The sequence below is a fragment of the Microbacterium sp. Root180 genome, from assembly GCF_001428485.1.
Lineage (GTDB): Bacteria > Actinomycetota > Actinomycetes > Actinomycetales > Microbacteriaceae > Microbacterium.
In genome coordinates, this window is the sequence record NZ_LMHS01000003.1 from 260,456 (window position 1) to 275,163 (window position 14,708).

At 71.7% G+C, this 14,708-nt stretch carries 16 protein-coding genes; 12 read left to right on the top strand and 4 right to left on the bottom strand.

Going from position 1 to position 14,708, the window contains the following annotated elements; genetic code table 11:
* Positions 1-87 precede the first annotated feature (87 nt).
* The 4 genes from ASD93_RS08695 to ASD93_RS08710 all read left to right on the top strand — a co-directional run bounded on the left by ASD93_RS08695 (position 88) and on the right by ASD93_RS08710 (position 4,334).
* On the top strand, positions 88-2,109 hold the full coding sequence (locus tag ASD93_RS08695) for a TPM domain-containing protein (protein WP_056121410.1): 2,022 nt from the start codon (positions 88-90) through the stop codon (positions 2,107-2,109).
* 77 nt (positions 2,110-2,186) lie between these two features.
* Positions 2,187-2,948 carry a PspA/IM30 family protein gene (locus ASD93_RS08700; protein ID WP_056121412.1) on the top strand — a complete coding sequence of 254 codons (762 nt, stop codon included), beginning with the start codon at positions 2,187-2,189 and terminating at the stop codon, positions 2,946-2,948.
* A gap of 109 nt (positions 2,949-3,057) precedes the next feature.
* Positions 3,058-3,879 carry an arginase family protein gene (locus ASD93_RS08705; protein WP_056121414.1) on the top strand — a complete coding sequence of 274 codons (822 nt, stop codon included), beginning with the start codon at positions 3,058-3,060 and terminating at the stop codon, positions 3,877-3,879.
* Positions 3,876-4,334, top strand: coding sequence for a hypothetical protein (locus ASD93_RS08710; protein ID WP_056121416.1), 459 nt, complete (start codon positions 3,876-3,878; stop codon positions 4,332-4,334). Before ASD93_RS08705 ends, ASD93_RS08710 begins: the two co-directional genes overlap by 4 nt.
* Before the next feature lie 3 nt (positions 4,335-4,337).
* Here ASD93_RS08710 and ASD93_RS08715 read toward each other — a convergent pair whose 3' ends face one another.
* Genes ASD93_RS08715 through ASD93_RS08725 form a run of 3 tightly spaced genes read right to left on the bottom strand, consistent with a single transcriptional unit; the run spans position 4,338 to position 6,087 of the window.
* Entirely contained in the window at positions 4,338-4,799 is a 462-nt protein-coding gene (locus ASD93_RS08715; protein ID WP_056121418.1) for an SIP domain-containing protein, read from the bottom strand.
* Positions 4,800-4,855: 56 nt separating this feature from the next.
* The gene (locus ASD93_RS08720; RefSeq protein ID WP_157536914.1) at positions 4,856-5,581 is read right to left on the bottom strand and encodes a tyrosine-protein phosphatase; all 726 of its coding nucleotides are present in this window, start codon (positions 5,579-5,581) and stop codon (positions 4,856-4,858) included.
* Complete coding sequence (locus tag ASD93_RS08725) at positions 5,578-6,087, bottom strand: carboxymuconolactone decarboxylase family protein (protein ID WP_056121421.1); 510 nt, start codon at positions 6,085-6,087, stop codon at positions 5,578-5,580. The genes ASD93_RS08720 and ASD93_RS08725 overlap by 4 nt, the downstream gene beginning before the upstream one ends.
* A 346-nt stretch (positions 6,088-6,433) precedes the next feature.
* On the opposite strand from ASD93_RS08725, the gene ASD93_RS08730 reads away from it, so the two are divergent.
* The 8 genes from ASD93_RS08730 to ASD93_RS08765 all read left to right on the top strand — a co-directional run bounded on the left by ASD93_RS08730 (position 6,434) and on the right by ASD93_RS08765 (position 14,078).
* On the top strand, positions 6,434-7,384 hold the full coding sequence (locus ASD93_RS08730) for an alpha/beta fold hydrolase (RefSeq protein WP_235566919.1): 951 nt from the start codon (positions 6,434-6,436) through the stop codon (positions 7,382-7,384).
* 138 nt (positions 7,385-7,522) lie between these two features.
* Positions 7,523-9,031: an ABC transporter substrate-binding protein gene (locus tag ASD93_RS08735; RefSeq protein ID WP_056121422.1), complete on the top strand. Its 1,509-nt coding sequence runs from the start codon at positions 7,523-7,525 to the stop codon at positions 9,029-9,031.
* Positions 9,028-9,978, top strand: coding sequence for an ABC transporter permease (locus tag ASD93_RS08740; protein WP_056121424.1), 951 nt, complete (start codon positions 9,028-9,030; stop codon positions 9,976-9,978). Before ASD93_RS08735 ends, ASD93_RS08740 begins: the two co-directional genes overlap by 4 nt.
* A gap of 41 nt (positions 9,979-10,019) precedes the next feature.
* On the top strand, positions 10,020-11,015 hold the full coding sequence (locus ASD93_RS08745) for an ABC transporter permease (protein WP_082569256.1): 996 nt from the start codon (positions 10,020-10,022) through the stop codon (positions 11,013-11,015).
* Positions 11,012-11,809, top strand: coding sequence for an ATP-binding cassette domain-containing protein (locus ASD93_RS08750; protein ID WP_056121426.1), 798 nt, complete (start codon positions 11,012-11,014; stop codon positions 11,807-11,809). The genes ASD93_RS08745 and ASD93_RS08750 overlap by 4 nt, the downstream gene beginning before the upstream one ends.
* Positions 11,810-11,862: 53 nt before the next feature.
* Positions 11,863-12,600, top strand: coding sequence for an ABC transporter ATP-binding protein (locus tag ASD93_RS08755; RefSeq protein WP_414843711.1), 738 nt, complete (start codon positions 11,863-11,865; stop codon positions 12,598-12,600).
* A gap of 43 nt (positions 12,601-12,643) precedes the next feature.
* Entirely contained in the window at positions 12,644-13,720 is a 1,077-nt protein-coding gene (locus ASD93_RS08760) for a M4 family metallopeptidase (protein WP_056121430.1), read from the top strand.
* Positions 13,692-14,078, top strand: coding sequence for a hypothetical protein (locus ASD93_RS08765; protein WP_082569257.1), 387 nt, complete (start codon positions 13,692-13,694; stop codon positions 14,076-14,078). Before ASD93_RS08760 ends, ASD93_RS08765 begins: the two co-directional genes overlap by 29 nt.
* Positions 14,079-14,084: 6 nt before the next feature.
* On the opposite strand, the gene ASD93_RS08770 is transcribed toward ASD93_RS08765, so the two are convergent.
* Positions 14,085-14,702, bottom strand: coding sequence for a GNAT family N-acetyltransferase (locus tag ASD93_RS08770; protein WP_056121431.1), 618 nt, complete (start codon positions 14,700-14,702; stop codon positions 14,085-14,087).
* Positions 14,703-14,708 lie beyond the last annotated feature (6 nt).

The window sequence follows — 14,708 nt, forward strand, 5'->3', positions numbered from 1 at the left end:
GAGAGCGGATGCCGTGGGCTACCGTCGTATCCCCGGGCCTGAATAGACTCGCCCGAGGGGAAGGTCCGAGTCCCAGAGGGGGGATCGATGCGACTGCGCTGGGCTGCGGCGGTGGCGTCCGCTGCGGTGGTCGCGGTCACCGCGATCGCAGGTTCCGCCGCGCTCGCGACCCCGCCCGTCTCGCTCGGATCCGGCTACGTCCTCGATGAGGTCGACGTGCTCTCGCCCGCCGAGGAGGCGGAGGCGCAGCAGCGGCTGGAGCAGCTGAAGGCCGACACCGGTCTCGACCTGTGGGTCGTGTACGTCGACGACTTCACCGACCCTTCCGGCGCGGAGGCCTGGGCGACTCAGACCGCCCAGGACAACGGTCTCGGCCCGACGCAGTACCTGCTCGCGGTCGCGACGGATGCGCGGCAGTACTACCTCTCGGCCGACTCCGCCGGACCCCTCTCCGAGGACCAGATCGCGACGATCGAGCAGGAGCGCGTGCAGCCCGCCCTGCAGCAGAACGATTGGCTCGGCGCCGTCGACGCCGCTGCGGACGGCATGACCGACGCCGAAGGCGGCGGTGCGGGGTCCGGCGGCGGCTCGAACTGGTTCACCTGGCTGCTGGTGGTCGTGGTCATCGGCGTCGGAATCGTGCTGCTCGTGATGTTCCTGCGGCGGCGTAGGAAGGGCGGCCAGGTCGCCGGCGGCGCGGGCGGGCCGGCGGTGCCGCAGGTGCCGCTGGAGGACGTCGAGCGGCAGGCGGCATCCGCTCTCGTCGACACCGACGACGCCCTCAAGACGAGCGCGCAGGAGCTCGGGTTCGCGAAGGCCCAGTTCGGCGATGCCGCCACGGTCGAGTTCGAGCAGGCGCTCGCGCAGGCCCAGGCGAACCTCGACGAGGCCTTCACGCTCAAGCAGCAGCTCGACGACGCCACCCCCGACTCCGAGCAGGACACGCGGGCGTGGAATGAGCGGATCATCGCCCTCTGCGACCAGGCCAACTCCCTCCTCGACGAGAAGGCCGCGGACTTCGACGAACTGCGCAAGCTCGAGCAGAACGCGCCCGAGGCGCTCGCCCGCGTCGAGACCGAGAAGGCGAAGGCCGAAGCCGCCCTCGACGCCGCGGCAGCCCGTCTGCAGACCCTGCGCTCGTCGTATGCACCCGAGGCGCTCGCCACCGTCGCCGACAACCCCGACCAGGCGCGCCAGCGACTCGCGTTCGCGGACGAGCAGCTCGACGCCGCACGGGCCGCGATCGGCGCCGGCTCCGGCGGCGAGGCCGCCGTCGGCATCCGGGCCGCCGAAGACGCGGTCGGCCAGGCGACCCTTCTGGAGGACGCGATCGGAAAGCTGGCCGACGACCTCGCCCAGGGCGAGCAGAGCGCGGCCGCGCTGATCGCCGAACTCGAACAGGACGTCGCCGCCGCGCGCGGACTCCCCGACCCCGACGGGCGCATCGCCGCCGCGATCGCCGCGACGGTGCAGCAGATCGAGGCCGCGAAGGCCAATCTCTCCGGTCCGGCCAAGCGCCCGCTCGTCACCCTGCAGAGCCTCGAGGCGGCGAACCAGCAGATCGATTCCCTCGTGCAGGGGATCCGGGATGCCGAGGCCCAGGCGCAGCGCGCGCGACAGATGGTCGGGCAGCTCATCATGCAGGCGCAGGCGCAGGTCTCGACGGCGGAGGACTACATCACGTCCCGGCGCGGTGCCGTCGGCGCCGAGGCGCGCACCCGCCTCGCCGAGGCCGGTGCCGCGCTCGTGCGCGCCCAGCAGCTGCAGGCGAGCGATCCCGAGCAGGCGATGCAGCATGCGCAGCGGGCCGATCAGCTCGCGGGGCAGGCGATCGAGCACGCGCAGGGAGATGTCGGCGCGTTCTCCGGCGGCGGGATGCTCGGCGGCGGCCAGTCCCAGGGCGGCGGCAACGGCGGCGGGATGCTCGGAGCAGTGCTCGGCGGCATCCTGATCAATTCGATGATGGGCGGCGGGGGCGGCGGCTCGTCCGGCGGCCTCGGCGGCGGGCTGGGCGGTATGCTCGGCGGCTCCTCGGGAGGCGGCGGCATACGTCCCGGAAGCTTCGGAGGCGGGGGCACCCGTGCCCGCCGAGGAGGTGGCCGCTTCTGACCCGATCCGCCCCGCCCGCCCAGGCCTCACGCACTCAACGACGTACCCGCAGTTCTGTCCGATAGGAAGGAAATCCCATGGCGAAGCAGTCCATCTTCGGTCGCATCTCGACCCTCATGAAGGCCAACATCAACGCACTCCTCGACTCCGCCGAGGACCCCCAGAAGATGCTCGACCAGCTCGTGCGCGACTTCTCCAACTCGATCGCGGACGCCGAGGCGGCGATCGCCGAGACGATCGGCAACCTGCGCCTGCTCGAGCGCGACCACCAGGAGGACGTGCAGGCGGCCACCGAGTGGGGCAACAAGGCGCTCGCGGCGAGCCGCAAGGCGGACGAGCTGCGCACGGCCGGCAACACCGCCGACGCCGACAAGTTCGACAACCTCGCCAAGATCGCACTGCAGCGCCAGATCAGCGAAGAGAACGAGGCGCGCGCCGTCGAGCCCACGATCGCCTCGCAGACCGAGGTCGTCGCCAAGCTCAAGGACGGCCTCAACGGCATGAAGCAGAAGCTGGAGCAGCTGAAGTCGAAGCGCTCCGAGCTGCTCGCGCGCGCGAAGACCGCCGAGGCCCAGAACAAGGTCCACGACGCCGTCAAGTCGATCGACGTGATGGACCCGACGAGCGAGCTCGGCCGCTTCGAAGACAAGGTCCGCCGCCAGGAGGCGCTCGCGGCCGGCAAGCAGGAGCTCGCCGCTTCGAGCCTCGACGCGCAGTTCGAGAGCCTCGAGGATGTCGGGGAGCTGACCGAGGTCGAGGCGCGCCTCGCCGCCCTCAAGTCGGGCACCGCACCCGCGCAGGCGGCGATCGACGCGCCCAGCGCGCCGTACACGCCGTAACGCCTGCTCTGCCGGAGGCCGTCGACCGAGGTCGGCGGCCTCCGTCGTGTTCGCCGACGGCGTGGCATCACGAGTGCACGGCGACCGCGCGCTGCGAGAGGATGAGGGGATGATGCGCTACCTCGTGGTCCCCCAGTGGCAAGGCAGCCCCTCGTCGCGGGCCATGCAGCTGATCGACGGCGCACAGGCCATCGCCGGCGACCTCCCCCGCGCGGCGACCACCGTGCTCGAGGTGCCCATGGAGGCCGGCGAGTCGCTGGGAACCGGCATCCATCGCCTCAGTGCGCTGCAGCGCGTGCGCGACCAGGTCACGGAGGCCCTCGTCGGCCACGACGAGCCCGTGCTGACGGTCGGCGGCGACTGCGGCATCGCCCTCGCGCCGGTCGCGCATGCCGTCGCGCGGGTTCCGTCGCTCGCGGTCGTGTGGCTCGATGCGCACCCCGACTTCAACACTCCCGACTCGTCCCCGTCCGGAGCCTTCGCCGGCATGGTACTGCGCGCCGTGATCGGCGACGGCGAGCCGGGGCTGGCGCTGCCCGGGGGCGCCGTCACGCCTGATCGCGTGTTCGTGGCCGGGGCACGCTCGTACGACGACGCCGAGCTCGACGCCGTCGGCGAGCTCGGGGTGACCGCGCTCACCGTGGACGCCCTCCGCGACCCCGGCGCCCTCGCCGCGGCCGTGCGCGCGAGCGGCGCGGACGGCGTCTACATCCACGTCGACATCGACGTGCTCGACCCCGCCGAGATCGCCGGCAACGCGCATCCCGAGCCGTTCGGGGTGACGGTGGCCGAGCTCACGGCGGCGATCGCAGCCGTGCGCGCGGAGCTCCCCCTCGTGGGCTCGTCGCTCGCCGGGTACTCGCCCGCCTCGGTCGCCAGCGCCACCGACGACCTCGGCGCGATCCTGCGCGTCATCGGAGCGCTCGCGTGAGTCCGATCCCCCCGCCCCCCGCCGGTTGGCGCGCGGCAGCCGAACGCGCGGTCGTGCGCGGACGCCGTGTCGACCGGCTGATCCCGTCGTTCCTGCTCGACTCCCCCGTGAGCCGTGCCGGGTACTGGTACGGCACCACCGTCGGCTGGGTGTGGGGGACGCTGTGGAGCACGGGCCGCGTCGAGAAGCGCGAAGGCCTGTGGGTGTTCCGTGGGATGCCGGGCTGGACCTTCGCGCGCGGCGGCGTGTGCGTGGGTGGATGCTTCCTCACCGGCGACGGTCGCGTCACCGACCGGCTGCTGCGGCACGAGGGCGTGCACAAGCGCCAGTGGGAGCGCTACGGCTTCCTCACGCCGCTGCTGTACCTTTTCGCCGGGCGCAACCCGCTGCGCAACCGCTTCGAGATCGAAGCGGGCCTCGAGGACGGCAACTACCTTCCCCGCGGGACCCGCTGAGGATCAGCGCGCGGTGGCCAGGCCGTACTGCGCGGGCGTGTGGATCGCCTGCGCGTCGATGCCCATCGCGGTGAGGTGGTCGACGATGTCCGCCGTGCCGAGGTAGCCGCCGAGCAGGTGGATGCGGGTCTCGTCGTCGTCGGCGCACAGCATCTCGTCGGCCCACGCGGTCACCGCGCGAGACAGCGCCTCGCCGGGGGCGCAGCCGCGGCCCGAGCCCGGGGCACCGGAGCGCTGCGAGCGGTCGAGCCACGTGAGCACCATACGGCTCGGCACGACGATGTCGGCCTGAGCCTCGGCATCCGGAATCTCCACGAACACGCGACCGGTCGAGCAGATCGGCAGCGTCGCGAGCATCATCTCGAGGTCGGCGAGCGAAGACTCGTCGGCCGTGATGAGGTGCTGCACCCGCGTGTGCCGCGACGAGCGGCAGGTTGCGGCGGTGTGCTCGGTGGAGTGTTCCATGACTTCTCCACTATACCGCGAATGAAGGGTTGCCTAACCTTCGTCGTCATTCACGGTCACAGCGGGCGCAGCAGCACGCGCCGGAGCTCGACGAGCTCCTCATCGGTCAGGCCGTGTGCGCGCAGGTACTCCGCCGGCGAGCCGTAGCGCTCCTCGACATCGGAGAGCAGCGCCCGCATGACCGGCGCGGGCGAGCGCGTCGCCAGATCCTCCAGATGCACGGCCTCCGGGTGCATCCTCCGCAGGAACTCCACGATCCTGCGGTTGCGCCGTTCGGGCAGCAGCGCCTCGGTCCGCGCGTAGTCGCCGATGACGGCATCCGTCTCGACCCCCGCGGCGGCGAGCGTGAGGGCGACCGTCACTCCGGTGCGATCCTTGCCGACCGTGCAGTGCACGAGCACGGGCTGATCCGCCAGGATGCCGCGCACCACCTCGACCACGAGGGACGACGAGTCCTCGACGAGGCGGCGGTACATCTCGTCGAGGCTGAGGTCGTCGGCGAAGAACGATTCGACCGATCCGAGGAAGAGCGGAATCCGCTGGGTGGTGACCTCGAGGCCGTCGATGCGGCTCGGTGAGCGCGCGACCTCGTCGTCGGCGCGCAGATCGATGATGCGGCGCACTCCGAGTTCCCCCAGGGCCGCTGTGCCCTGCGGTTCGAGCTGCGCGAGGTTGCCCGAGCGGAACAGCACGCCGTGGCGGGTGACGGACGCGCCGGCGGGAAGGCCGCCGACGTCGCGCAGGTTGACGGCGCCCGGAACTTCGAGCGCGTCGGGTGTCACCACGCAGCCCCGGAGGCGGCGTCGCGGTCCTCGCCGTCGAGGTCGTCGCGCGGCGGAACGCTGTAGCGACCGGCGATCGCGATGCGGTTGAACGCGTTGATCGACACGAGGATCCAACTCAGCGCGACGTACTCCTGCTCGCTGAGGATCGCGCCGACCCGGCCGTAGACGTCGTCCGACAGCCCTTCCTCGTGGATGAACACGAACGACTCGGCCAGCTCGAGGCCGGCGCGCTCACGCTCCGAGAAGACGCCCGACTCGCGCCAGACCGGCAGCTGGGCGATGACGTCGGGTGTGATGCCCTCCTTGCCCGCCCGTTCGACGTGGACCCGCACGCAGTAGGCGCAGCCGTTCAGCTGCGAGGTGTGGATCTGCACCAGCTCCCTGAGCCGCGCATCGATTCCGCCGTCCGCGGCGAGGCCGCCGACGGTCTTCGAGAAGGCGGAGAGCGCCTGGTAGGCCGGCGGAGCGGAACGCGACAGGTGGACACGCCGTTCTTCGGTCATGCCGCCAGCCTACCCACGGCCCTTCCGGCCGGGCCTTTCCGGCCGGGCCTTCCGGTTGTGCGGGCGAATGCATCCTTCCGGGCGCCCTGACGCGCGCAATCGCCCGCACAAACGGAACGGGGCGGGCGGGGCGGGCGGGCGGGGCGGGGCTTCCGGCCAGGCCTTCCGTTTGTGCGAGGGGCGGGGCGGGCGGGCGGGGCGGGGCCTCCGGCCGGGCCTTCCGTTTGTGCGGGCGAATGCATCCTTCCGGGCGTCGTGAAGCGCGCATTCGCCCGCACAAACGGACCAGCGCAAGGCCCGGGGCGGGGCGGGCCCGGGCGTCGCGGGCGTGGAGGACAATAGCGGGGTGAGCGACCCCATCGACGAGTTCTCGTTCCTGCCCGACCAGGCCGCCGACGCCAGCATCGACGGCCCTCTGCCCCGCGGCGAGCGCCTGACGCTGACGCTCCCCGACGGCCGCGCGCTGAGCGCCCTGCGCTGGACACCGGAGGGGACAGCGGCCTCACCCGTCGTCACCTTCCTCCACGGCGCCGGGCTCAACGCCCACACGTGGGACACGACGATCCTCGCGCTGGGCCTTCCCGCCCTCGCGATCGACCTGCCCGGGCACGGCGACTCCTCGTGGCGCGATGACTTCGCGTACGTGGCGCGCGCTCTCGCCCCCGACGTCGCCGCCGGCATCGATGCGTGGACCGATCGCCCGCAGGTGCTCGTCGGGCAATCGCTCGGTGGTCTCACCGCGGCGGCGGTGGCGGCATCCCGTCCCGATCTGGTCCGCGAGCTCGTCGTGATCGACATCACTCCCGGCCTCGACCCGTCCGCGGGGCCGTCGCAGATCCGGGAGTTCTTCGCCGGCCCGACCGACTGGGCCTCGCGCGACGAGCTCGTCGACCGGGCGCTGGCGTTCGGTCTCGGCGGCGGCACGCGCCGCAAGGCCGAGCGCGGCGTGTACTTCAACTCGCGCGTGCGGCCGGACGGACGCGCGGAGTGGAAGCATCACTTCGCGCACCTCGCCGCGGCGGCCGCGGCCGCGGGTCCCGCCGTCGCCGACGGACCCCCGCAGGATGCCGTGTCGGCCGTGCTCGGCGAGAGCGGATGGCAGGACCTCGCGACGGCGACCGCGCCGACGACGCTCATCCGCGGCGAGCGCGGCTACGTCACCGACGCGGATGCCGAGGAGTTCGCGCGGCGGCAGCCCGAGGCCGCTGTGGTCGTCCTTCCCGCCGGTCACAACGTTCAGGAGGATGCTCCGACCGCGCTCGGCGAGCGGCTGCGCGAGCTCGCCGGGAACGATTAACGCTTCTGTTGCGTTCCGTGTACCGGGTTCTCCCGCGGCGGCGCGCTTTCCCTAGGCTGGCTCACGCGGACCGGCCGGGAGATCAGCATCCCGTCCGCCCCCCGCGAACCCCGCGGATCCCCCTCCGAAAGGACTCCCATGCTCCGTCGTACCGCCATCGCCGCGGCCTCGATCCTCGCCGCCGGCGTGCTCGCGCTCAGCGCCTGCAGCGGCGGCGGCGGAGAGCCGGCTCCGACGACGGGCGAGCCCGACCTCGACGCGACGGCCACGATCCGGCTCGTGCTCGAACCCGGCAACCTCGACATCCGTCAGACCGCCGGCTCGGCACTGGACCAGATCCTGGTCGACAACGTCTACCAGGGGCTGGTGGGGCGCACGCCCGAGCAGGAGATCGTGCCCGTGCTCGCGGAGGACTGGACGGTCTCGCCCGACGGCCTGACGTACACGTTCACCCTGCGTGAGGGCGTGACCTTCCACGACGGCCAGGAGCTCACGCCGCAGGACGTGGTCTGGTCTCTCACCACTCGCAAGAACACTCCGGAGTGGCGAGACTCCGCGCGGCTCGCGAACGTGACCGCGATCACCGCCGACGGGCAGGACATCGTCCTCACGCTCGCGGAGCCCGACTCGAGCCTGCTGTGGAACCTCACCGGCCGCGCCGGCATCGTCCTCAAGGAGGGCGACACCGTCGACTACAACACGGCCGCCAACGGCACCGGTCCGTTCCGACTCGACCAGTGGCGACAGGGCGACAGCATCACGCTCGTGCGCAACGACGACTACTGGGGCGACCCCGCCCAGGTGGCCGAGGTGGTGTTCGACTACATCCCCGACAATCAGGCCGCCCTCAACGCGGCGCTCGCGGGCGAGATCGACGTGCTCACCGGGTTCGACGCGAACCTGAAGGAGCAGGTGGAGGCCGGCGGCGACTTCGCCCTCGAGCTCGGCGAGTCCACCGACAAGGGCACGCTCGCGTTCAACCAGACCTCCGGCCCCCTCGCCGACCAGCGCGTGCGTCAGGCGATCCGCCAGGCCATCGACCACGACGCGTTCGTCGAGGCGCTCGGCGCGGGCGAGACCCAGTACGGCCCCATCCCGTCGCTCGACCCCGGCTACGAGGACCTCGCCGACGTCGCGCCCTACGACCCCGACGCAGCACGCGCGCTGCTCGAAGAGGCCGGCGCGGAGGATCTGGAGCTGACCCTCACGATCCCGAACTTCTACCCCACGACCATCCCGCAGATCCTCGTCTCGAACCTCAACGACGTCGGCATCACGCTCGAGGTGGAATCGGTCGACTTCTCGACGTGGCTCAACGACGTGTACATCAACCAGGACTACGACCTCAGCTTCGTGCTCCACACCGAGGCGCGCGACTTCGAGAACTGGGCCAACCCCGACTACTACTTCACCTACGACAACCCCGAGGTGCAGGACCTGTACGCGCAGTCGCTCGCCGCGACCGACGAGGCCGAGGCGGCCGAGCTGCTCGCCGAAGCGGCGCGCATCGTGTCCGAAGACGCCGCGGCCGACTGGCTCTACAACGGCGCCTCGGTGGTCGCGGTCGGGACTAACATCACCGGTATGCCCTCGATCAACGTGAACGAGCGCCTCAATCTCGCCGAGCTGGCCAAGAGCAACGGGTGATCCGATACACGCTGACGCGCCTCGCCCTGCTCCTGCTCGGCCTGCTCGTCGCCAGCGTGCTGATCTTCCTCTCGCTCCGGGTGCTCCCCGGTGACGTCGCCCAGCTGATCGCGGGCGTCAACAGCACACCCGCGCAGATCGAGGCGATCCGGGAACGGCTCGGACTCGACCAGCCCCTTCCGGCGCAGTACCTCGACTGGATCGGTGGGGTGCTCCGCGGCGACCTGGGCAGCTCGCTTCTCACCGGTTCGAGCGTCACGAGCGAGCTTGCCGAGAAGGCCGAGGTCACCGTCCCGCTCGGCATCCTCGCCCTCACGATCGCGGTGCTCTTCAGCGTCCCCCTCGGGGTCCTCTCGGCGATGCGGCGCGGGCGCGCGGACGGCACCGCGCTGAGCGTCGGCGCGCAGGCCCTCGCCGCCGTCCCGGTGGTCTGGGCGGGCATGATGCTGGTCGTCGTGTTCGCGGTGTGGCTCGGCTGGCTCCCGGCCCAGGGCTTCCCGCGCGCGGGCTGGCAGGATCCAGCGGCGGCCGTCCGCGCCCTGATCCTGCCCGCGCTCACGATCGGCATCGTGGAGGGCGCGATGCTGATGCGGTTCGTGCGCAGCGCGACCCTGCAGGCCGTCGGCCAGGACCACGTGCGCACCGGAGCCGCGAAGGGCCTCACGCGCAACGCGGCGCTCGTGCGCCACGGGCTCCCCGTCGTGGGACTGTCCGTCATCACCGTCCTCGGCCTCCAGGTGGCCGGGATCATCGTCGGGGCCGTCGTCATCGAGCAGCTCTTCACCCTCCCCGGGATCGGCCGCATGCTCGTGTCCGACGTGGGTGCGCGCGATCTTCCGATGGTGCAGGGCGAGCTCCTCGTGCTGACCGGCTTCGTGCTGATCGTCGGCTTCGTCGTCGACCTGGTGCACCGCGTCATAGATCCCCGGCAGCGGGAGGCGTCATGACTCCCGAAGACCGAGCGGATTCGGCATCCGGCTCTGAAGGCATGTCCCACTTTCCGCCGGAAGACGGCCCCGCAACCGACCGGAATCGGGACACAAAGGGCAAGAATCGGGACACGAACGGCCGAGCGGATGCCGCATCCGACGCCCCGCCGTCGCGGTGGGCGTGGCTCGGGCGCCTGTGGCGACTGTCGACCGGCCGGTTCGGGCTCATCGTGGTGATCGCGGTCGTCGCCACGGCGATCGTCTCCCGGTTCTGGACGCCGTTCGATCCGCAGCAGGTCGACATCTCCGCCCGCTGGCTGCCGCCGGTCTGGCCGCACCTGCTCGGCACCGACGCGACGGGGCGCGACATCCTGAGCCTCATCATGGCCGGCGCACGCACGACGGTGTGGGTCGCCGTCGGCGCCGGGGTCATCGCCACGCTCGTGGGCGTCGCGCTGGCCTCGCTGGGCGCGCTCACCGCCCGCTGGATCCGCGAGTCGGTGGCGGTGTTCGTCGACATCCTCATCGCGTTCCCGGTGCTGATCATCGCGATGATGATCGCGGCGGTGTGGGGCGGATCGCTGTGGGTCGTGATCCTGTCGGTCGGCATCGGGTTCGGCGTGAACATCGCCCGCGTGACCAGGCCGGAGCTGCGCCGCGTGCTGCACAGCGACTTCGTGCTCGCCGGTCGCGCCTCCGGCCTCACGCCGTCGCAGAACCTCGTGCGCCACCTGATGCCCAACGTCGCGCCGGTGTTCATCGTGCAGCTGTCGTGGGCGATGGCCGTGGCGGTACTGGCCGAGGCGGGCCTGTCCTACCTCGGCTTCGGCGCCCCCGTCACCGAGCCGTCCTGGGGACTCCTCCTGGCCGAACTGCAGCAGTTCATCACCGTGCACCCGCTGTCGGTGGTGTGGCCGGGCCTGGCGATCACCGTCACGGTCCTCGGGCTCAACCTGCTCGGCGACGGACTCCGCGAGGCCACCGACCCCACCCTCAGCCATGCCCGCGGCGCCGGCCGGGTCGCCCGCACCCACATGCCGGAGGTGGTCTCATGACGCTCGAGGTGGAGGGCCTCACCGTCGAGATCCAGGGTCGGCGGGTCGTCGACGGGGTGTCGTTCTCCGTGCCGGACGGCGCGCGCGTCGGACTCATCGGAGAGTCGGGCTCGGGCAAGTCGCTCACCGCACTCGCCGTGCTCGGACTGCTCCCCGACGGGGCGACGGCGAGCGGCAGCATCCGCTGGAACGGTCGCGAGCTGATCGGTCTGAGCGACCGCGAACTGGCGGAGCTGCGCGGCGACGAGATCGGCATCGTGTTCCAGGAGCCGCGCACCGCGCTCAACCCGATCCGCACCGTCGGACGGCAGATCGCGGAGTCGATCCGCATCCACGAGGGGGCGTCGAAGAAGGATGCCGCGGCCCGCGCCGTCGCGGAGGCTGCGCGCGTCGCTCTGCCGGAGCCCGAGCGGATCGTGTCGAGGTATCCGCATCAGCTGTCCGGCGGTCAGCGTCAGCGCGTCGCGATCGCCATGGCCCTCGCGTGCCGCCCGCGCCTGCTGATCGCCGACGAGCCGACGACGGCGCTGGATGTGACGATCCAGGCCGAGATCCTCGACCTGCTGCTCTCGCTCGTGCGCGACGACGGGATGTCCCTCGTGTTCATCACCCACGACCTCGCCGTGCTCTCGCAGATCGCGACGCACGGGGTCGTGCTCGAGGACGGCAGGGTCGTCGAGGATGCCCCGATCTCGACTCTTCTCACCGCTCCGGCCTCAGCCGTCACGCAGGGGCTCCTGCGCGACGCCACCGCGACGCTCTGGCGACCGGGCGATCGAGGGAGCCTGGCATGAGCCTCGTGCGAGCGCGCGGACTGACCCGCCGCTACCCCGCGCCGAAGGCCACCATGTTCGGTCCGCGGCTCTTCACGACCGGACTCGAGGACGCCGATGTCGATATCGCCGAGGGCTCCGCCGTGGGCATCATCGGCGAATCGGGCTCGGGCAAGTCGACACTCGTGCGGCTGCTGCTGGGCCTGGACACCCCCACCGACGGCACGGTCCAGTTCGACGGGCAGATCGTCGATGCGACGGCGGGCGCCCGATCGCTCCATTGGCTCCGCCGGCAGACCGGCATCGTGTTCCAGGACCCGTACGCGTCGCTCGACCCGCGCATGAGCATCGGCCGGATCGTCGGAGAGCCCCTGTGGGCGCTCGGCATCGAGGGCGACCGGCGCGCGCGGGTGCGCGAGGTGCTCGCGGACGTCGGCCTCGAGGCCGCGATGGCGAACCGCTTCCCGCACGAGTTCTCGGGCGGCCAGCGTCAGCGCATCGCGCTCGCCCGGGCCATCGTGCACCGTCCGCGGCTGCTGGTCGGGGACGAGCCGCTGTCGGCGCTCGACGTCACCGTGCGGGCGCAGATCCTCGCGCTGCTGGGCGAGCTGCGCACCCGCGACGGACTCACGCTCCTGATGGTCTCGCACGACATCGGCGTCGTGCAGAACCTGTGCGACGAGGTGGTCGTGATGAAGGACGGCCGCATCGTGGAGGAGGGCCCCACCGAGAAGGTGCTCCTCCAGCCGCAGGTCGTCTACACGCGGCGACTGCTCGCCTCGATCCCCGTGATCGACCCCGGCACGCCCTGATCCGACCCGGCCGGTCGTCGGAGGCCGACGCTAGCCTCGGACCATGGCCCACGCGATCGTCCCCCCGTACCTGCTCGCCCGCATCGCCGCCGCGCAGGAGCCCACGTGGGCGCGCGCTGCCGAGGCGGCCAGGTCGACGCTCGCCGCGCCGCGGGACTACCGCCCAGTACGGTCGCGGCTGCGCCTGTCGATCGACAACGACGGCGCGCTCGTGGCCGAGACGACCCCCGCGCCCTACCGCGAGATCTCCGACGCGCAGGAGCGCGAGGAGCTGCCCGGGGTGAGGGTGCGCGGCGAAGACGATCCCGCGACCGGCGATGCCGCCGCCGACGAGGCGTTCGACGGGCTGGGCGCGACGTTCGACTTCCTGTGGGACGCCTGGGGCCGCAACAGCCTCGACGGCGCCGGCGGGGCTCTGCGGGCGACCGTCCACTACGGGCAGGACTACGACAACGCGTTCTGGAACGGCGAGCGCATGGTGTTCGGCGACGGCGACGGGGAGGTGTTCACCGGCTTCACCGGGTCGCTGACCGTCATCGCGCACGAGCTCGCCCACGGGGTGATCGAAGACGAGGGCGGCCTGCTGTACCGCGGCCAGTCCGGCGCCCTGAACGAGTCGATCGCCGACGTGTTCGGGGCGCTGGCCGAGCAGCACGCGCTCGGGCAGACCGCCGACCAGGCGTCGTGGCTCATCGGCGAGGGCATCTTCACCGATGCGGTCCAGGGCGCGGCACTGCGCTCGCTCGCGGCCCCGGGCACCGCGTACGACGACGACGTGCTCGGCCGCGATCCGCAGCCCGCGCATATGCGCGACTACGTCGTGACGCGCGACGACAACGGCGGCGTGCACATCAATTCCGGCATCCCGAATCACGCGTTCTACCTCGCGGCCATGGCGCTGGGCGGCAAGGCCTGGGAGCGCGCCGGCCTCATCTGGTATCGCACGATCACGACCGGCACGCTGTCGTCGTCGGCCGACTTCACGGCCTTCGCCCGCGCCACCCTGGCCGCCGCGGCGGCGGAGTACGGTGAGGAGTCGGAGGAGGTGTCCGCCGTGCGAGCCGGATGGGTCGGCGTCGGCGTGATCGACGATGAGCGAGCCACTGAGCAGCGAGGCTGACACGGCGCCGGCCGCCGCACCTGCACCCCCTGTCGAGGTGGCCGTGACCCGCACCGGGGGCTTCGCCGGACTCACCAAGCGCTGGCACGCCGAACCGGCCGGCGACGAGGCATCCGTCTGGATCGATCTCATCGCGCAGTGCCCGTGGGATGCTCCCGCCGACGTGTCCGCTGCGGTCCGCGTCGATGGTTCCGACGGCCCGCCCCCCGTCGGGGCCGACCGATTCACGTGGTGGATCCGCGCACGCTGCGGCGAGCAGGACGAGCGCGAGGCGGAACTGCCGGACGATGCGGTGGTCGGAGCCTGGCGCGACCTCGTCGACGCGGTGCGCGTGTGGAGTCGCTCCGCGAACGGGTGACGCCGGTCAGCGGCCGAACAGGCCCTTCTTCGGCTTCTTCACGGGCTTGAGCTCCTTCTGCATGTAGATCGTGCCGAGCCACCGGCCGAACTTGAACCCGACTCGACCCATGCGCCCGACCTCGACGAAGCCGAGCTTCTCGTGCAGCGCGACCGAGCCCTCGGCGCCCTTGTCGCTGATGATCGCCACCATCTGGCGGATGCCGTGCTGCTCGGACGCCGCGATGAGCGCGACGAGCAGGGCATGGCCGAGGCCCTTCCCGGTGGCCGCCTGCCCCAGGTAGATCGAGTTCTCGACCGAGTAGCGGTAGGCGGACTTGCTCGACATCGGCTGCACGAGGGCGTACCCGAGAATCTGCCCGGTGGGCGACTCGGCCACGAGGAAGGGCAGGTCGAGCTTGCGCAGGAACTCGCGCTTCTCGCGCCACTTGGCCAGCGACCACTTCTTCTCGTCGAACGTCACGACGGAGTTGGTCACGTAGTAGTTGTAGATCTCGCGGATGTCGGGGATGTCGCCGTCGGCGACGGGCCGGATCTCATAGGAGAACGGGCGCTCCGGCTCGGGGAGGCGACGCAGGTGCCGCGGCAGCCGCCGGCGGTCGCGATCGTATTCCTCCTCAAGCATGCTGCA